Consider the following 17,203-nt stretch of genomic DNA (forward strand, 5'->3'; position numbering starts at 1 on the left):
CGGGCCGTGCCCCGGTCACCGTTAGTGCCTGTTTGCAAAGTTCTACTGAGCATTTGCCCAGCTCAGAATTCGAACGGTGGCAAGGAGACTGGGACGCAGGCCCGCTTGCCTGTGTATCCGTAAGCGATGGATAGGCTCCCGGTATGGATGTCCGCGTAGAGATCATTCGGGAAGCTCGTGAGGAGCTCGTCGAAGCCTTCAGCCGGCTGCTGCCGCAGCTGTCGTCGACGGCCAAGCCCCTCGACTATGACGCAATCAGCCGTATGGTGACGTGCGACGCCAGCAGCGTGCTTGTCGCCCGGACGCCGGAGGCGATCATCGGCTCCCTGACCCTGGTGCTACTGCCTGTGCCGTCTGGATTGCGGGCCCGTATCGAAGACGTGGTTGTCGACGTTGGAGCACGAGGCAAGGGGGTCGCGGCCCTTCTTACCGAGGAAGCTTTGCGTATCGCTCGGGAGGCCGGTGCTCGCACGGTGGATCTTACTTCTCGGCCGGATCGCGCCGCGGCGAACCGGCTTTATGAACGACTCGGCTTTGCGGTTCGGGAGTCGACGGTCTATCGCTTCCCCATCGACAAGTGACCTGAGTAGTCCGGGTTCCCGGGTGGAAGCCCGGCGGACATGGGAGAGTGGGCCAGAAGCTCGGCCCCAGGGGAACGAAGGTGGCGGGGCTGGCCAGCCCCGCCATTCCGATCAGTCCCGGTGTGCTTCGCGGGACTCGGGTTGACCGCTGCGGCGGGATGACCTGCGAGTGATTCGCCTGGTCATCAAGGTGATTGCGGCCCAGGTGATCAACGATTCCGAGTGCTGGATCAACCGCTCGTAGTCTCTGGCGTGTCGGCGTGCGTGCATGATCCAAGCCAGGGACCGCTCGACGACCCAGCGGCGGGGCAGGATCACGAATCCCGGGGTGTTCTTCGGCCGACTCACCGTCTTCAGTGTGAGCCCGAGACGCTTCTTGGCCCAGGTCACGAGCTGTCCGGCATAGCCGGAGTCGGCCCAGGCGATCGTGATCTCGGGGTGCATTAGCCGCAGCCGGAACAGGACTTCTTTCGCGGCGTCGCGGTCGGTCATGTCGGCCGGGGTGACCATGACGAACAGGGGCAGGCCCTTGGTGTCGACCACGAGGTGGCGCTTGCGGCCGTTGATCTTCTTCGCGCCGTCATAGCCGCGGGAGTCGCGGCCGACGGTCTCGGCGGCCTTGACCGACTGGGAGTCGATCACGGTCGCGACCGCTCCGGGGGATCGGCCGAGCTCGCGGCGGATGCGTTTGCGGAGCTGGTCACGGATCTGTCCGACGACGCCGGCGGCCGCCCAGCGGGCCATGAATCCGCAGCACGTCCGCCATGGCGGGAAGTCCTTCGGGAGGGCTCTCCATTTGCAGCCGGTGTCTACGACATAGCGGATGGCGTCGACGATCTCGCGCCGCGGGTGCTTTTCCGGGCGGCCGCCGGTGGGGGTGTCGCAGGCCGGGACGGGCAGCAGCGGTTCGATCAGCGACCATTCGTCGTCCCAGGTGTCGGAGGGGTAGCAGCGTCCGCGCGGCAACGTGGTCCCTCCGGTTCGAAACGGGGTGGTCCCGGCAGCTTCGCGGCCGGGACCACCGGTCAGGCGTCGATGTAGTCGGCGATGACGTCGAGCGTCGATTCGACGCTGCTGAGCTGGGTGTTGAGGTGCTTGATCCGCCGTCCTTTCGGCTGGAGGGTCGCGTGGGGGATGACGACGCCGGTGATGAACCGGCGGATCTCGGTGAGCTTGGCGCAGATGACCGCGACCTCGTATGCCTGGAGCTCGGTGGTGTCGGAGCAGCAGATCAGAGCGACGGGCCGCGATCCAGTCAAGCTGACCGTGTGGGTTCAAGAGTGCAATTCGCGGATTCCAGGTTCAGCCCAAGAGGTGGGCGGTCGAGCGCACCTTCTCGTGGCTCACCGCCCATCGCCGCCTCGCGCGTGACTACGAGACCAGCCCGGCCCGCTCTGAGACCATGATCCGGTGGGCGATGATCGGCATCATGGTCCGTCGGCTCGCCCGTGGCCGACCGGCGACACGTCCGGGTCCGCGCGTGTTCCTGCGAGACGTTTCGTAGTTACACGCCGACCGTCGCTTCGAGAGGGAGCGCCCTGCGGCGGTGCCTATGGAGCCAGGAAGAGCTCAATCTTCTGTTGCAGGTCAGGGGGCAGGTCAGTCAACTTCGAGGTGATCACGCGAAGCTCTCTGCCGAGGTCGGGAAACTCGTCCCAGACTGATGGATTCCTGGCGAGGACTGCGGACAGTAGATCACCCTCGTACATGTGCCCCTCGGCCATTGGGTTCTCCCGAAGTACCTCCAGTGCCAGCGGCAGGAGGTAGGGCAGGCCCATGCCCTGCCCTATCAACAAGCGCAAGTCCTCGACGGCCAGTTCATCGATCGGCCGACGCCGCAAGGCGTGGGCAGTAGTGACAAGACGGGTGCCGTCGGCAGATGGGGCTGGCCAGCGGGTGCGTTCAAGCTCTTCAAGCGAGCGGTCACGATTCAAGGGGAGTGTCACCGGTCGATTGTCCTACGAGCAGATCTCAAACGCGGTCTCAGGCATGAGCAAGGAGAGCCTGCACGAGATTCTGGGCGACATCGAGAGGTCGGTCCGCGATTTAACCGGTGCCGAAGCCGTCCCCGCGGAAGCCGAGCAGCGGCGCGACCACACGCGGCAGAGCGTGCTGGAGCAGGTGGAGCGCCTGCGTGACGAGGTGGATGCCGTCCACGCCCCGGAGCTGATCGGGGTGCTCAGGCACCTGTACTGGCAGCAGCCCGGAATCCACGGCCGCCCCCTGGCAGAGGCCGCCGGCCTCCACCTCCACGAGATGCTCGCGGCGATCGGCCCGGCGCCGTCGGGGATCCAGTGCGCCGACTGCGGCACGGAGCTGCTGCGCACCAGCCGCTCGTGGAAGCCCCCGGCCCGGTACGGGCCGCCGCTGTGCCCGGACTGCCTGTCCCTGGAGCGTGACGCTCGCTCGCGTACATGGCGGGTGGCGAGCCTGCGGTCGCGGATCGTCGCGGAGGCCCAGGTGCAGGCGCGGGCCATGGACTGGCGCGCGCCTGCCGAGCTGGTGCTCGCCTTCCCGCCGCTGTCCCAGGGAGCCAGCCGCGGCAGCACGGCAGACCAGCAGGAGGGCGTCTGGCGCGGCTGGGAGAACGCCGGGTGATCCGCAACCGCCTGATCGCGTCGGCCACCGCAGGCGGCGACACCATGGGCGTCGCCGTCGACGAGGCGCAGCTCCTGGTGGACACCGCGCTGCGGGTCGCCGACTGGGACACGGCCCGCACCCGCGACATCGTCGACCCGGTCACCCACGAACCGGCGCTCGCCCTGCTCACCCGGCTCAGGCACGAGGTCCGCGCCACCGCTCAGGCCGCCCGGGAGCGCGCGGACGCCGCGTACCCGGAGGGCTACGAGCTGAGCGAGGACGAGGAATCCGAGGCGTGGCGCGGCACCGGCGGGTGAGGGGATTTACGCAAGCGGCTGTTTAAGAAGGCTCAGTCGTACTCGTCATCGACAGGTACTGCTGGAGCAGAACGTCCGGGTGTTGAACGAGGTCCCTGATCTGCTCGAAGTCGTGGCCGTGAAACCACTCAAAGATCCGGCCGCCGAAGATGTAGCCGTTCAACACCATGTGCAGGTTCGTGAGGATGAATGTCTCCTGCTTGAACGCCTCCTTCCTCGTTCCAACGGGGGCGGAGACCCACCCGTCGACCAGCGCGTAACCGAGGTTCCGTGCCTGGGTCTCGTACTTCTCGAACTGTCGCTCCGGGTTCCCACTGGATCCCATTTTGACTACGGGCCGCAGGCCTTGAAACCCGAGTACGTACAGGCGCCCGCCTGCTTTCCCCGGCTCGGGCAACTTCCTACGCAGCCGTTCGCGCACCAGGCATGAAGTGAGGCGGATCTCCTTGTCCTCGTCCCTGTTCCACGGCGGTAAAGCCCCGGCCGCGAGGTCGGCTACTGCTTTCGCGCGGGCTGCCTCAGGGCCGGTCTCATCGACCCACTTCGCCAAGAGGATGTCGTCGTAGATTTGAGGTTTCGGGGTTCGTTGCATCCTGTCACCGTTTCATCCGACACTGACAGTTCGTCACGCGCAGCAAGCCGCCGCGTGGCGCCTGGGTCAACCGGACGGCCGGGACTACTGCGGGTCTGCCTCATCCAGGGCCATATCAAGGCCCGCAGCCCTCGTCGCGCCTCGCTGCTCATCCATCCCTACGTCTCCCCTCTTCGGTCATCAGGTCAGCTTGTCGTTTAACCCCGGCGAGTGAGCTGGTTGTGCTGAAGAGGCTTGCTGGTCTATGAATTGTCGGGGCAGTCAGCCGCGGTCCAGGTCGCGACGAGATCATGGCAGACGACGGTGAGTGAGCCGTTCCAGAACGCGATCTCGTGACTGCAACCGCTCTGGTGGGGCAGGACCTCGTCGAGGATTACCGTCCCGACGGTCGCCCAGTCGTTGTCCTCGATGCTTCCGCCATCGAAGCTGGAGACGCCTGTGTAGCGGATGACCAGGTCTTCGTCGTGCTTCCAGCAGTTGTGCCGGAACTGGATCTCCATCTGCTCGTCATCAGATCCGACACTTTTGACGTGCTGGAGCTCCAGGTCCTTTACACACCGCTTGCTGGAGAAGTCGTAGTGCTCTGGCGCAGTGGCGAATGCCCGGGCCCCGGCCGGCAGATCGCCAGCGAGCAACGGCAGGTGTTCCAGGTATCGAGCAGGGGACAGGACGCCTGCCAGGTTGCCGACCTGTGCATCCAGATTGATGTATTCTATCGTCCTTCGTTCCCGCTCGTGGCTCTGTTGGCCAGCGAATCGTCGCACGACCTCCATGCTGTCGGCTCGGAGATTCACGCTGCCGTACTCGGTTCTGAGCTGCGTCGAGGTTTGGTGCCGACCTGGTGGTGTGCGGGTCGGGTGTAGGACTCGCCGGTGGCGAGGACTCGTCCGACGTCGTAGCGGGTGGCGGGGTGTCGGTTCTTCGAGCCGAGCGGGCGGCCGGGGCCGGGCCTGGTGGGTTTCGGTGCACCGGCTGGCGTGCCCGTCTTCGCCCGTAGGTTCCTGAACCCCCGCCGGACCCGAGCCGGGGTGAGCCTGTTCGGTTCCGCCGGCCGCTCCCATGGCCGACGCAGATCCTGAGCGAGTGGGCGGGCGAGACGGGGCTGGGCATGTGCGGCCAGGACGAGCCAGGTCCAACGGTCTGCCGCCGCTGAGTCCCGCAGCTTCGGTCGGGTCCAGCCGAGAGTCTGCTTGAGCAGTCGGAAAGTGTGCTCCACGTCGAAGCGGCGGAGGAACGCCTGCCAGCACCGGTCGACGTCGGCGGGGCCTGCGCCGGTGCCCGACCACCACAGCCAGACGGGCTTGTTCACCCCGCCGCTGGGCAGTTTCGCGACCGTCAACCGGATCACGGTGCCCTCGATGATGGGCAACGGTCCCTCGTGCTCGAGCCACGCCGCCCTCCGGGTCAGCCGGGGGTGCAGTCGATCCCATGCCTGCGCGGTCGCGGTCCCGTACCGGTCGGTGTTGGTGACGGTCACCGCGGTGACCTCTCCCCAGGTTTCGGGTCGGCCGAAGACGAACTCGCCGCCGTGCTTGGGCGGGCGGCCGCCTTGCGGCGGGCAGATCCACGGCACCGGGACGGACTTGCGCATCACCCGGTCCGAGCGGAGCCGACCCAGCACCTCGACCGGAAGATCGACCAAGAGGTGGGCGATGCGGGGTGCGTCGTAGCCGGCGTCGAGGACGACCAGGACATCCGGGTCACTCTGCCGCCGCTGGCCGGCTTCCACGAGACGTTCGATGACCTCTCGGACCTGGTCGGCGGTGACCGCGGCCAGGTCCGCACCGGGCTCCAGTCGGATCGCGTCCAGCAATGCGGTCCACGAGGTACGGCCGGTCTCCAGGGCGGCGACGATCGAGTACGGCCAGCCGGGAACCATCTGATGCTTGCCCAGGCCGCGGCCGAAGGTATGGCAGAAGGAGCGGTCCGAGCACGTATCGGCGTCCGGCCGCAGCCACGGGGACACGTCCACCGCCAACACCAGGCGGCCGTCCCCGGCCCTGGGCAAAGGCACCCAAGCCAGGGCCCGCCGCAGCCGGGCAACGTCGATCCGGCCCCGGTTCAGACCGGAGTACAGGGCACCGTGGCCCCTCCGGTGCTCAGGCGCGAGGGCCAGGTCCACGAGAGTACGGACCGGCCCATCGGAGCACAGCAGGGCATCGCACAGCTCAAACAGTGCGTCGCTTCTGGAGACCATGCATGCGTACAGCTCCGATCGAAACTCCATCATCGTTGTGAACGCGCCCCGTTGAACCTTGGGCTCGACCAGTTCCACGATCCTGGCCTCCGTGCCGCAGCGACCCTGCCCACAGGATCAGGCCCTGACCCCCGACACGTCCGGTGAACTGGGAAGACGCCGGACAAGTTCGAGACCGTTCGATGCCCGGACGTTAAACGGCAAGGTCAGTGCCTGTTTCTGAACCCTGAATTAGCAGGTCAGGGGCTATCAGTGCGGGATAGGGGCGTTACATAAGCGTTCGGGGAGCGGTCACTGTGACCGTTCCTCGAACGGGATCTCTGCGGCTTACGTGGCGCGGTGGCGGTTCCCAGGCACATCAAGCCGTCCCGGATTCAGCCGTCTGCCCGGCCCTGCTCGGCCAGGGTCCGCGAACCGGCCCAGGGCCTGGGCTGGTAGCCGGAGCGTGTCTGACCTGAACCTTTGAGGTGTCATACCTGGAGGGGGGCCTGCGGATAGCCGTCCGCAGACCCCCCTCCAGGTGATCTGGGGTCAGGGGCAGGTGGCCAGGACGATGGAGATGACGGTGCAGGTCGCGGACGCGCTGTCGTTGGCGGCGTTGGGGTCGGCGGGTGCGGAGGCCGTGCGTACGCCGGTGACCGTCACATGGCCCAGGGACAGCAGGTTCAGGGGGATACGGAACGTCTTGTTCACCGCGGTGCCGTTGGCGATCGGCCCGTAGGTGCAGGTAACGGTGCCGGTGGCGGTGGTGCACCCGGTGGAGAGGTTCGTGGCGCTCGCGCCGGGCGGCAGGCTGGCGGTCACGGTGGCCGAGGTGGCTGCGCCGGGTCCCAGGTCGCGGGCGGTCAGGGTGTAGGTGAGGTAGGGCACCAGGATGCCCAGGTGCGGCTGTGCGGTGACGTCCACGTCGATGTCAGCGGCGGCGGCCACGTAGGTGAACTGGTCGGCGGCGGAGGTCGCGCTGGTGCCGCCGGGGGTGGTGACCTGGACGTCGACGGTCCCTGCGGCGTGGGCGGGGGAGGTGACGGTGCAGGAGGTCGCGGTGCAGGTCAGGCCGGTGCCGGGGGTGCCGCCGAAGGTGACGGCGGTCGCGCCGGTGAAGTTGGTGCCGGTCACCGTCACGACGGTGGAGCCGGTGGTCGGGCCGGAGGTGGGACTGATCGCGGTCACGACGGGAGCGGGCAGCGGCACCGGGTCCGGGGCGATGTCGTAGGGGCGGGTGCCGACGGTGACGGTGGCGACGCTCGTCCGGGTATTGGTGTCGATGACCGACACGGTTCCGGCGTTGTAGTTGGTCACATAGGCGTAGGACCCGTTGGCGTTGAACGCGGCGGCGACCGGGCCGGTGCCGACCGCGATGGTCGCGGCGACGGTGTTGGTCGCGGCATTGATCACCGAGACGTTGTTGCTGGTCTGGTTGGTGACGTAGACCTCGCTGCCGTCCGGGGAGACCGCGACGCCCTGGGGAAGGGAGCCGACCGTGATCGTCGCGGCGATGGTGTTGGCCGGGGTGTTGATCACCGAGACCGTGTTGCCGACCTGGTTCGCCACGTACAGCAGAGTCCCGGCCGGGTTGCTCTTCAGGACCAGGGGGCCGCGGCCGACCGTGATGGTGTCGACCACGGTGGCGGTCGCGGTGCTGATCACCGAGATGGTGCCGTTGGCTGGGCTGACGCCCTGGTTGGCGACGTAGACGCGGGAGCCGTCGGGGCTGGCCGTGATCCGGAACGGTGCGGTGCCCACGGGGATCGCCGTGCCGGTGATCGTGTTGGTGGAGGTGTCGATCACCGAGACGGTCTGACTGGTGACGTTGACCACGTACACCCGCGTGCCGTCCGGACTGACCGCGATGCCCGCCGGTCGGGAGAACCCGCTGATCGTGGCGGTCACCGTGTTGGTGGAGGTGTCGATCACCGAGACGGTGCCGGCGCCGTTGTTGGTGACGTAGACCCGGGTCCCGGCCGCGTTCTCCGTCACCCCCTGCGGAGTGCTGCCCACCGGGATCGTCGCGGTCACCGAGTTGGTGGCCACGTCGATCACGGAGACGTTGTTGGACCCCGCATTGGCGGTGTAGGCCACATTGGGACCCGCGGCCCAGGCCGCCGGAGCGTCCACCACCGCCAGCCCGGTCACAGCCAGTGCGGCGGAACAGGCCACGGCGATCAGCGGTCGGGATATCAGGCGTATAGGCCAGGTTCTTCGCATACGGGAGAACTTCACTGTCTCTCCTTCCAGTCCGCACCCCGCCGGCGGGAGCCGTCAGCCCTCGATGGACCGGCAGAGGCACGGTCGTACCGAACTCGGCTGGAATGCCCGGGACTTGCACCACACGGGCGACCCTCCGCAGCCAAGCTGGCACAGCGCGTACCCATCTGTATCCGAAATCGATGAACAAGCCGCGCCCTCAAGCACATTGGCCGCAAAACACCGCCCGCAGGCCGCCGGAAGAGACAGTATTCGCCGAACACGCGAAGGCCCAGGCGAACCCCGAAACCGTCGAATCACTCCTTAGCGGCCGTTGACGTGCAGCTACCGGGTTCAGAAACAGGCACCCAGCGCGGCGACACCCGGTGGGCGACCACGAGACCTCAGCACCCACCCGGACACCGTGCCTGTCACCGTGTCCGGGTGACGGTCAGAGTGCCATGGCGGCCGCACCCGGTGCGGGCCCGACCGCCCTACCCCTCCACCAGACCCGTCTCCGGCCGGCAGATCCCGCACGCCTCGATGTCCGGCTCCGCCAACGCGATCATCGCCGACTGTCGGTCGAGGAACCCCAGCTCGGACTTGAAGAGGCCGCACCCGCCGCGGTGCAGCATCGCAGGCATCCCACCGCGCTGCGGCTGGATCTTCCACGACTGCTCCGCCCGCGCCCGCTGCCGCGCCCGCTCCTCCTGCTGCTCCTTGACCTCCAGCTCACGGATCCGGGCGCGGACCTGCCGCAGCTGCCACTCCAGCCACTGCTCCAAGGCCCGGTTCTTGTCCAGGTCGGATATGCCACCGCCGGACACAGCCACACCTCTGCCGGCGGCTCGTGGGCGTGCTTGAGCGCCATGCGCGCGGCCACCACGTCACCAGTGCCCACGGTCCCCCAGAACGGGTGCCTCGACACCGTGGTGGACAGCTCAAGCAGCCTCGCCCGGTAGCCGGCAATCCGCTGCGCCTGCCCGTCCAAGTAGCCAGGGCTCTCGGGCTTGGCGGAGACGTAGGTGCTGTGCAGCTGCTTGTCCGTCTCCCACCCAGACATCGGCTCCGCCGACCACGGCAGGGTCCGGGCGTACTCCTCACACTCCGCACGGGTCCGATGGAGAGCGAGCCGGGCATCCCGCAGGTCCTGCGGGAACGGGAACACGACACTGGCCTTCGGCACGCACTAATGGTACTTCTGTTCGAATTCAAGACGCGAACAGGCACGTCGAAATATCCCAGAAGGCACTAACCGGGCGCTGCTGCCGTCCGGGCGGCGTCGTCTACGACGGTGACGACATCGGCACCTGGAGGTGGCGGCAGCAGGAACCGGGTACCTGGGCGCAGCTCCTGCCCGAGCAGCGCGAGCGACTGACCGCACTCGGCATCCGTGGCGCCGCCCTCGCCGTGACGGCCGCCGCCCCGAAGGAGCTCCCCCCGGCGCCGGTCGGCGCGGCCAAGGGGCCCAGGAAGGCTGGGGCCGAGGCAGCGTTCGAGCGGGGCCTGACCGCCCTCGCCCAGTGGGTGGAGAAAGAAGGACAGCAGCCCGTCCCGCGCAACACGGTCGGGGAGACCACGGTCGACGGCGAAGCAGAGCCGGTGCCCGTCAAGCTGGGGGTGTGGCTCTCGAACACCAATTCCAGGAGGGACCGTCTGGACGCCGACCAGCTCGCCGCGCTCGGCGTCGCCTGGGCGGGACCGGTACCGGACATCGAGGCCGCTCCGGCTCCCTTCGTACAGGCCGCGCCGCCGGCGGCCCCGCCGAAGCAGCCGGTGCGGGAACACCACGAGGAGTGCAACAAGATGCTGTACGAGGGCGGACTGCACCTGCGACCTCATCGAGCGGCTGGGACCGCCCTCCGAGCGTGAGGACCCCTACTGGGACAACCTCTGACCGCGCCCACGCACAGAGAACCCCGGACCTCAAGGTCCGGCGTCCTCTTCCTGTAGCCATGGACACCCGTTTGAATGAGCACGTCGAGCATCGGGGGGCGCCATGATGGCGGAAGAGTTCGGGTATCAGGTGTCGCCGAGACCGGCATCCGAAATGACTCCGACCGTCGGCGCGGTGGTGAACGCAGAGCTGGACAGGGCAAAAAGCGAACAGAACCAGATTCCCCCTGTCTTGGCGATACCGTGTGCACTGGTGGCCATCTTTGCAGCCCTCCTCACGAACGATGCCCCACTGATCGGGCGCCTCCTCCTTCCGGCTATCGGCATCGCCATGTGGACCTCGTCGGTACGTGATGAAAACAAGATCAAAGCAAACAAGCAGGCTGCGGAGCGCAGGGCCGCTGTGGCGCTCTCGAGCCCCTGGCAGGCGTGGCCCTGCCGCTTGGAAGAATTACCCGGGGGACAGGGCAAGGGGATGATGCTGCTCGCCCCGGACAAGGCGGTCGCGTGCACCTTCAGCTCTCCCGTACCGGAAAGTATCTGGGTCGGTACGCCGGACGGTCGCGGGGTGTTCTGGTTCGCAGGCGACCTGCGGTTCGGAGGGCTGATGTCCGCCCCCGGTGGAAGTCCCCTCTGGTGGGCTCATCCCGTACCGACCCCGCAGACAGTCGCACCCACCGGCCGCAGACAGGAAGCGCTCGAAGGCGCGGTCATCGACGAAGCCGTCGGCTTCGCCTTCGACGAGTGGCTGTAGGTCTTCCGGAACGTTCGCGTACGACCGGTCTCCAGGGCGGCGACGAGCGAGTAGGGCCAGCCGGGCACCATCTGATGCTTGCCCAGGCCCCGACCGAAGGTGTGACAGAAGGAACGGTTCCGAGCAGGTATCAACGTCCGGCCGCAGCCACGGGGAGACGTCCACAGCCAGCACCAGGCGGCAGTCGCTCGCCCGGGGCAACGGCACGCCGGCCAGTGCACGACGTAGCCGAGCGACGTCGATACGACCCTGATTGATCCCTGAATACAAGGCCCCGTGCCCGCGCCGATGCTCGGGAGCCAGCGCCAGATCCACCAGGGTCCGGACCGGGCCGTCGGTGCACAGCAGCGCGTCACACAGGACCTCCCTGTCTGCGGCCGGAATGGATCGGTTGCAGGCAGGTGACGGGTGGCTACGCGGGGTACCAGGCGCCGTTGTACCAGACCTCGTTGGCGCTGTCGTTGTGGTGATCCATGTTGAAGTCGTTGGGGTAGTTGTTGATGTGGTTCTGCGGGTAGGTCCAGATGCCGGCGGACTCGTCGCAGACGTAGTCCCAGTGACAGATCGTCTTGACCGGCACGTTGCCGAAGAACTTGTCGGCGCCCGCGAGCGGAGCACCGATGACACCGCCGAACGGCACCGCGCCGCCGTTGGCGCCGGGAGGGCCCTGGCGCTTGGGGTCCGAGACGAGGACGGCGTTGACGTTGCCGAAGGTCTGCCAGTTCTCGGTGACCCAGATGTGCACCACTGCGGCGCCCAGGGAGTACCCGCCCATCTTGACGTGCTGGCCCGGACACGCGTTGCGCTGGTCGCGCACCAGCCGGTTCAGTTCGTTGACGCCCGCCCGGGCGCTCGCGCCGTTGGGGATCTGGGTCGGGTAGCCGACGTGCTGCTGGATGTTGCCGGTGAAGCGGTCGTTGTTCCACGAACTGCCGGTGCCGCCGACGACGATCGTGTAGGTGCCCTTCGCACGAAGCTGCCGCTTGTGCGGAGGACTCCAGTGCCACGGAAAGTCCGGCCGTCAGCAGAAGTCCGGCCAACACGGCCGTGGTCCTTTTGGCCCGCATGGAATTCTCCTCATCTAGGTGGTACTCGATGCTGGATGCCCACTCGTGCCTGCTGCCCCGTCAGCGCCCACCAGCGCGGGCGCGGCGGATGATCTGACGCGGATGTTCAGCGAAAACCGATTCCCCGGTGCTGAAGCGGCGGAAGGCCGCAAGCCCGCAGCGGACGAGATCACTTCCAGGGGCACGACGCCTGCGGGAGCGCCCCTACGGGCGCCCTCCGCTCCTTGCCCCCGCGGTCCCGTGCGACGGTGAGAGCGTGCTGATCGGCCAGAGCACGTACCGGTACCAGCTTCTCGTGCTCCTGGTGCACGTCGTGTTCCGTCTGGGCTTCGCCCACAGGCCCCCCCTCGCTCCGAGCCCTCCCCTGCTGTCCGGAGGCGGGCGGAACGAGTGTCGCGACAGCCGCACCGTCCCGCAGGATCTTGACGAAGGATGGCGCGATCTCCTCGTCCCGAACCCGTGTTTGCACCCCCATTGGCGCGACTGCCGTGCTGACGTCGTCGGCCAGGACGGTGGTCCCGTCGTCGGCGCGGAGCAGGAGCCCGGCGTCGAGTGCGCATCTTGCGGGTGACGCCACCGCCACGGCTGGCTCCGGCCGGGCCAGAAGCCGTGGCGCGTCACTCGGCAGCGCCAACAGCCCTCCACGCGGGCTTGGCGCATGGTCTGACGCGGATGTTCAGCAAGAACCTATTCCTCGGCACTGAAGCGGCGGAAGGCCGCAAGCCCGCAGCGGACGGGGCGGACGAGATCACTCCTAGGGGCACGACGCCTGCGGGAGCGCCCTCACGGGCGCCCTCCACTCCTTGCCCCCGCAGTCCCAGGTCGCCGCCGCGCTCGTTCTCATCCATGTGCAACGTCAGCCGCATCGCCGGCCTCATCATGGACGGCATCACCGACACCGAGACCACTGTCGCGTCCAGCGGGGAGTCCCGCCGTCTCCGTTACCGGATCTCGTCGCCGACCTGGTGGGGGCCTACATACATCCGGACTGGCCGGCGTCCTGACCTTGAGGCCGGACCCAGGCGGGCCTCCTTCTGGGTCCCCTGGGGCATTTGATGGAAACGCCGAATTTGACGCCCGGTGGTTGGGCCGGCCCCGCGGGACGCGGAGTGGGCCCTCCCACCGGGCGCTGCGCGAGGGAACCAGTCTCGCTCAGTTCCTGTCCCTGCTGTTCATCCAGGGGGGACTGAGCAGCAGGACAGGAGATTGTCATCCAGTGCTGGGGCAACCATTGGGACCCTGGGAAATGCTTTGATTGTCGACCCCGGCTTGCCACCCGGTATTGATGGTCTTGTCTTCGACGCCGCAGACGGACACCGTCTTCTTGTAGATGCCGATCCTGATGGTGATGCGGCCGCCGCGTTCAGACATACCGGAAATCGTGCCAGTGATGCGTGTCTGCTGGGTGTCGCTGCTCTCGCAGATGGCCAGCGTTCCGCCGAAGTCGACGCCGGCGCCACCCACAGGGAACGTGAGGCAGTTGAGCTCGGTGGTTGAGGCGGAGGCAGGTACCGTCGTGGCGACGAAAGCTGCCACGACGACGGCGGCCGCGGTAGCTGCGGCACAGGGAGTGACTGTGCTCATCTCACGTCTTTGATGACTGCTATGACGTGCCATGAGGCGAGGACGTGGGCCAGTGCGGCTGCCCAGAACCCCCAGAGTTCCGCGTTCCTTGCCTTGACGACTGTGCGCCAGTGGGTGACGAGCAGGCCGACGGTCCAGGCCCACAACGGCCAGGCCCCGTAGGCGGCATAGGAGCGTGCTCCGAATCCGTAGTCCAGGGCGAGGACGATGCCGAACATGACCGAGGTGACGATCCAGTCGAGGGTTCCGACGAACGTGTCGGGGTCTTTGCCTTCATGGCGCATGGTGAACACGTGATTCTCCGGTCGGGGTAACTCGTCGGTCCTGGCGGGCCGGGGCTGCGGGCACCGGTTCAGTCCCGGTGCGTGGGCGAACGGTACGGCGGCCGCAGGGCGCCCCGTGCAGAGGCGCCCTGCGGCCGCGGCACGAGTTGGATCAGATCTGACTGCGGATGTACGCATAGATCGTGTACACGTCGGAAGCCCACGCGATGGCCCAGCGGATGGCACGCGGAACCTTGTCGTTGTACCAGACCTTGTAGGCGGTCCAGCCCTTCTTGACTGCGGCGACGCAGCCCTTGCCCTTCTTCACTGCCTTGTCCAGGGCGGAGAAGCGGCCCTGGACGACTGCTTCGGTGGTCACGTCGTCGGAGTGGAGAGCGGAGCGCTCTTCGGGAGTGAGTTCGGCCTCCGTGAGCATGGCCTGGCCCTCGATCGAGTCGAGGTAGTTGACGAAGGTAGCGTGGGAGTCGACGTCGATCTCGTTCGCGCTGACCGGGGAGCTCTGGGCCTGTCGCGCCTGCCTCGCAGCCAGGGCGGCGAGCCCAACAGTCCTTGCGGCGAAAACAGTTGCTACGCCGATGCCAACCTGGCGTCTGTTCTCCGTGCTTTCTCTCGGGTTGAGTGCGGGCGGCGCTCCGGCGCATGTGAATGGCCTGGAAACCAATGCGCTGAAGTGCCGTCCGCTGCCCGGGTGTTCCCGGTGCGTCGCCCAAAAAGGTACGGTCCAGTCGCCCTGCGTACAACAGACATCTACAGCGCTGGCCAAAAACGACTCCGGGCATATGCCGTGGTTTGGCCTCACAGCCGCTTTTACTCGCGCTCAGACACCGACGGACTGTCCGATTCCGCCCGGCCGGAGCACCGGACTCCGCGTACCTGGCCCCAGACATCCGGGGCGCCATGCCGAATCAGGCACGTGAAAAAGAGACGAGCGCGACACAACCGCCCCCCGGTTTCCTACGTCTTGAACCGGGGGCTACCCGGTTCCCACTGTGCCCGTACACGCAGACCCAGCGCGTCGACCATGAAGGACACACATGTCTCCGCGTATCGCCGCAGGCGTTGTCGCCAGCGCCCTTGCCTTGAGCCTGGCCTCCTCCGCCGGGGCCCACGCAGCAGATTCGTACAGCCGGAGCGTTCCTCTTGCTCAGACGGCAGTTGACTCGTCCGGATACTCGGCCCTGTCGGGCATGCCAGGCGTTCCGGCCGTGCTCAAGGCCGGCTTCTCCAAGATCAAGATCAACAAGGGCAAGCCGGTCTCCGTGAAACCCAAAGCCAGTGCGGCCGTCCCCTACACGTTCACCGTCACGCACGACAGCACGGTCAACGTGCACGCCGACGACTTCCTGACCGGGATCGAGATCTACACCGGCTCCGCGGACAAGCCGAAGAACCCGGTAGCAAGCTGGACCGACCCCGAATGCGAAGACGCCACCACCACCGCCTATGTCTGCACCGGCACGATCAAGGTCAGTCCCGCGACGGATCTCGACAATGCCGCCGCGGGCCGGACCTGGCATGCAGCCGTATGGGCCTGGGTCCTCAACGGGCAGGACCCGAGCAGTAAGAACTTCAAGATCGGCAAAACTGCCTATGCCGACCACGTCGGCGCCACCGCGCCGACTGTCCTGCGACACGCAACACTCACCACCGACGCCAGCCCGGAGCGCGTGAAGAAGGGCAAGAACCTCACCGTCTCCGGCACCCTCAAACGCGCGAACTGGAACGTCGGAAACTACAGCGGCTACGCCAAGCAGAAGGCTCAGCTTCAGTTCCGTGCCAGCGGCAGCTCCAGCTACAAGACCGTCAAAACAGTGACCACCGACAAGTTCGGCCGTCTGAAGACGACAGTCAAGGCAGCCAAGGACGGATCCTGGCGCTACATTTTCGCCGGAAACGCAACGACATCCAAGGCCACGTCTTCCTCGGATTTCGTCGACGTCAAGTAGACACAGAAGTCGGAGCGCTGCAGCACTCATCGGTACGACAGACTGACACTGAGCCGTTCAGGCATCCGAGCCGTGTCCATCCTCCGAAGTACGGAGACCTGTTGTACTCGGCCAACCTCACGGTGAGGCCGACTGGGTGCTTGTGGTCGAGTCGGCGGAGGCAGAGCGACCCCGGCTGTTTGTGACCTGAGGGATTTCGCTCCCCCTTTGACCACTTCCATGGAATCCGGCACAACCGATGTTGTGGGAGCCCAAGGAGCCCAGGCTCCCGCAGCCTGGTGGTAGCCCTGTGGCGGATCCGCACGCTGTATCGGTGCCACGGGTGCGGTCGGCTGAGGGGCCGGGGCGGTGGGCGCCGTGGCGGGGCCGGCCTTCACGGCTGCGGGCGCCAGGACGTGCAGGGCGCGGACGTTCGCGCCCTGCCCCCGCTCGTTGGCCGCCGCGATCAGCTTCGGCGTGCTCCAGCGCAGCTTCGTGCCGCAGGCCAGGGCGTCGGGGACGACGTCAGGGGGCCGGTGCCCGCGTCGAACGCCACCGCCCGGACCCGCCGGTGAGCTCGGGCACGACCGCCGCGAGGATGGTGTCGAAGTGCGCGAGGACGCTTTCGCCGGTGGCCGGGGCGGCCATGCCGCGCTCCGTCATCGTCTCACCGACACCGAGACCACCGTCGCGTCCAGCGGGGAGTCCCGCCGTCTCCGTTGCCGGATCTCGTCACCGACCTGGTGAGGGCCTACATACATCCGGACCGGCCGGCGCCCTGGACCTTGACGCCGCACCCAGGCGGGCCTCCTTCTGGGCTCCCTGGGGCGTCTGATGGAAACGCCGAATTTGACGGCACGTCGGCGAGTGCGGCGATGCGGTGGTGGATCAAGGCCCGGTGCGCGGCGTGCTCGATGCTGGCGCCGTAGACGCGTGGTGCGTCAGCGGCGACCTGGCCCGGCCAGGTGCCATCGCCGTGGCTGGCTTGCTGGAGCGGCCGGATAGAGGCTCATGCGTTCGGCTCCGGGCCGCAGTGGTGCTGGGCCGCTGGCCCGGAGCCGTTCTCGCACGCCGGACCGCCTTCACAACGGTCTGCGGTATGGGGCGCCGGCCGTGTGCGGTGCGGGAGCTGAGTGTTCCGCCCGGTGTGGCGGCCACTCCAGTTCGTGGATGTCCACATTGCCCAGGTCACGGTCAAGTGCATCGGGTGAGTACGTGGGTGGGTCCGGAGCACGAGCACCC

18 protein-coding genes and 4 pseudogenes are annotated in these 17,203 nt (G+C 67.3%); 7 read left to right on the plus strand and 15 right to left on the minus strand.

All coding sequences use genetic code 11. The features are described from left to right. Positions 1–143 precede the first annotated feature (143 nt). Entirely contained in the window at positions 144–581 is a 438-nt protein-coding gene (locus OG251_RS00005; RefSeq protein WP_326674829.1) for a GNAT family N-acetyltransferase, read from the plus strand. A gap of 161 nt (positions 582–742) precedes the next feature. Here the strand turns inward: OG251_RS00005 and OG251_RS00010 are convergent. Together OG251_RS00010 and OG251_RS00015 are read right to left on the minus strand one after the other, a co-directional pair. Beyond that, a pseudogene (locus OG251_RS00010) lies at positions 743–1,547 on the minus strand (IS5 family transposase); the annotation flags it as partial. Between the two features lie 59 nt (positions 1,548–1,606). Continuing rightward, entirely contained in the window at positions 1,607–1,840 is a 234-nt protein-coding gene (locus tag OG251_RS00015) for a hypothetical protein (RefSeq protein WP_326674832.1), read from the minus strand. 29 nt (positions 1,841–1,869) lie between these two features. On the opposite strand from OG251_RS00015, the pseudogene OG251_RS00020 reads away from it, so the two are divergent. Beyond that, positions 1,870–2,085: pseudogene (locus OG251_RS00020) on the plus strand (transposase); the annotation flags it as partial. A 46-nt stretch (positions 2,086–2,131) separates the two neighbouring features. Here the strand turns inward: OG251_RS00020 and OG251_RS00025 are convergent. Next, positions 2,132–2,527: a contact-dependent growth inhibition system immunity protein gene (locus OG251_RS00025; protein ID WP_326674833.1), complete on the minus strand. Its 396-nt coding sequence runs from the start codon at positions 2,525–2,527 to the stop codon at positions 2,132–2,134. 43 nt (positions 2,528–2,570) lie between these two features. On the opposite strand from OG251_RS00025, the gene OG251_RS00030 reads away from it, so the two are divergent. Together OG251_RS00030 and OG251_RS00035 are read left to right on the plus strand one after the other, a co-directional pair. Beyond that, the gene (locus OG251_RS00030) at positions 2,571–3,179 is read left to right on the plus strand and encodes a hypothetical protein (RefSeq protein WP_326674835.1); all 609 of its coding nucleotides are present in this window, start codon (positions 2,571–2,573) and stop codon (positions 3,177–3,179) included. Then, complete coding sequence (locus tag OG251_RS00035) at positions 3,176–3,478, plus strand: hypothetical protein (RefSeq protein ID WP_326674836.1); 303 nt, start codon at positions 3,176–3,178, stop codon at positions 3,476–3,478. Before OG251_RS00030 ends, OG251_RS00035 begins: the two co-directional genes overlap by 4 nt. Before the next feature lie 22 nt (positions 3,479–3,500). Here OG251_RS00035 and OG251_RS00040 read toward each other — a convergent pair whose 3' ends face one another. The 5 genes from OG251_RS00040 to OG251_RS00060 form a co-directional block, all read right to left on the minus strand. After that, positions 3,501–4,070, minus strand: coding sequence for a hypothetical protein (locus OG251_RS00040; protein ID WP_326674837.1), 570 nt, complete (start codon positions 4,068–4,070; stop codon positions 3,501–3,503). 242 nt (positions 4,071–4,312) lie between these two features. After that, positions 4,313–4,834, minus strand: coding sequence for a hypothetical protein (locus tag OG251_RS00045; RefSeq protein WP_326674838.1), 522 nt, complete (start codon positions 4,832–4,834; stop codon positions 4,313–4,315). A gap of 26 nt (positions 4,835–4,860) precedes the next feature. Next, positions 4,861–6,300 (minus strand): NF041680 family putative transposase, encoded by a 1,440-nt coding sequence (locus OG251_RS00050; RefSeq protein ID WP_326681098.1) that lies wholly within the window; start codon positions 6,298–6,300, stop codon positions 4,861–4,863. 498 nt (positions 6,301–6,798) lie between these two features. Next, positions 6,799–8,487 (minus strand): beta-propeller fold lactonase family protein, encoded by a 1,689-nt coding sequence (locus OG251_RS00055; RefSeq protein ID WP_326674839.1) that lies wholly within the window; start codon positions 8,485–8,487, stop codon positions 6,799–6,801. A gap of 458 nt (positions 8,488–8,945) precedes the next feature. Further along, positions 8,946–9,278 (minus strand): DUF6233 domain-containing protein, encoded by a 333-nt coding sequence (locus OG251_RS00060; protein ID WP_326674841.1) that lies wholly within the window; start codon positions 9,276–9,278, stop codon positions 8,946–8,948. 583 nt (positions 9,279–9,861) lie between these two features. Here OG251_RS00060 and OG251_RS00065 point away from each other — a divergent pair. Both OG251_RS00065 and OG251_RS00070 read left to right on the plus strand, forming a co-directional pair. Further along, positions 9,862–10,323: a hypothetical protein gene (locus tag OG251_RS00065; RefSeq protein WP_326674842.1), complete on the plus strand. Its 462-nt coding sequence runs from the start codon at positions 9,862–9,864 to the stop codon at positions 10,321–10,323. Positions 10,324–10,450: 127 nt separating this feature from the next. Then, the gene (locus tag OG251_RS00070; protein ID WP_326674843.1) at positions 10,451–11,101 is read left to right on the plus strand and encodes a hypothetical protein; all 651 of its coding nucleotides are present in this window, start codon (positions 10,451–10,453) and stop codon (positions 11,099–11,101) included. Positions 11,102–11,118: 17 nt separating this feature from the next. On the opposite strand, the pseudogene OG251_RS00075 reads toward OG251_RS00070, so the two are convergent. The 6 genes and pseudogenes from OG251_RS00075 to OG251_RS00100 form a co-directional block, all read right to left on the minus strand. Then, positions 11,119–11,461, minus strand: a pseudogene (locus OG251_RS00075) (transposase); the annotation flags it as partial. A 52-nt stretch (positions 11,462–11,513) separates the two neighbouring features. Beyond that, positions 11,514–12,168 (minus strand): annotated as a pseudogene (locus tag OG251_RS00080) (cutinase family protein). A gap of 169 nt (positions 12,169–12,337) precedes the next feature. After that, positions 12,338–12,505: a hypothetical protein gene (locus tag OG251_RS00085; RefSeq protein WP_326674844.1), complete on the minus strand. Its 168-nt coding sequence runs from the start codon at positions 12,503–12,505 to the stop codon at positions 12,338–12,340. Between the two features lie 872 nt (positions 12,506–13,377). Then, on the minus strand, positions 13,378–13,752 hold the full coding sequence (locus OG251_RS00090; protein WP_326674845.1) for a hypothetical protein: 375 nt from the start codon (positions 13,750–13,752) through the stop codon (positions 13,378–13,380). Further along, a complete protein-coding gene (locus OG251_RS00095; RefSeq protein ID WP_326674846.1) occupies positions 13,749–14,045 on the minus strand; it encodes a hypothetical protein in 297 nt (98 codons plus the stop codon). The genes OG251_RS00090 and OG251_RS00095 overlap by 4 nt, the downstream gene beginning before the upstream one ends. 142 nt (positions 14,046–14,187) lie before the next feature. After that, positions 14,188–14,451 (minus strand): hypothetical protein, encoded by a 264-nt coding sequence (locus tag OG251_RS00100; protein WP_326674847.1) that lies wholly within the window; start codon positions 14,449–14,451, stop codon positions 14,188–14,190. Positions 14,452–15,070: 619 nt separating this feature from the next. On the opposite strand from OG251_RS00100, the gene OG251_RS00105 reads away from it, so the two are divergent. Further along, positions 15,071–15,982 (plus strand): hypothetical protein, encoded by a 912-nt coding sequence (locus OG251_RS00105; protein WP_326674848.1) that lies wholly within the window; start codon positions 15,071–15,073, stop codon positions 15,980–15,982. 504 nt (positions 15,983–16,486) lie between these two features. On the opposite strand, the gene OG251_RS00110 is transcribed toward OG251_RS00105, so the two are convergent. Beyond that, complete coding sequence (locus OG251_RS00110; RefSeq protein ID WP_326674849.1) at positions 16,487–16,609, minus strand: hypothetical protein; 123 nt, start codon at positions 16,607–16,609, stop codon at positions 16,487–16,489. Between the last annotated feature and the right edge of the window lie 594 nt (positions 16,610–17,203).

The sequence above is a fragment of the Streptomyces sp. NBC_01237 genome (assembly GCF_035917275.1).
GTDB lineage: Bacteria > Actinomycetota > Actinomycetes > Streptomycetales > Streptomycetaceae > Streptomyces.

Coding starts and splice junctions, on each gene's coding strand:
- OG251_RS00005 (WP_326674829.1), top strand. CDS start 144: ATGGATGTCCGCGTAGAGATCATTCGGGAAGCTCGTGAGGAGCTCGTC.
- OG251_RS00030 (WP_326674835.1), top strand. CDS start 2,571: ATGAGCAAGGAGAGCCTGCACGAGATTCTGGGCGACATCGAGAGGTCG.
- OG251_RS00040 (WP_326674837.1), bottom strand. CDS start 4,070: ATGCAACGAACCCCGAAACCTCAAATCTACGACGACATCCTCTTGGCG.
- OG251_RS00050 (WP_326681098.1), bottom strand. CDS start 6,300: ATGATGGAGTTTCGATCGGAGCTGTACGCATGCATGGTCTCCAGAAGC.
- OG251_RS00070 (WP_326674843.1), top strand. CDS start 10,451: ATGATGGCGGAAGAGTTCGGGTATCAGGTGTCGCCGAGACCGGCATCC.
- OG251_RS00090 (WP_326674845.1), bottom strand. CDS start 13,752: ATGAGCACAGTCACTCCCTGTGCCGCAGCTACCGCGGCCGCCGTCGTC.
- OG251_RS00100 (WP_326674847.1), bottom strand. CDS start 14,451: ATGCTCACGGAGGCCGAACTCACTCCCGAAGAGCGCTCCGCTCTCCAC.
- OG251_RS00105 (WP_326674848.1), top strand. CDS start 15,071: ATGTCTCCGCGTATCGCCGCAGGCGTTGTCGCCAGCGCCCTTGCCTTG.
- OG251_RS00110 (WP_326674849.1), bottom strand. CDS start 16,609: ATGGCCGCCCCGGCCACCGGCGAAAGCGTCCTCGCGCACTTCGACACC.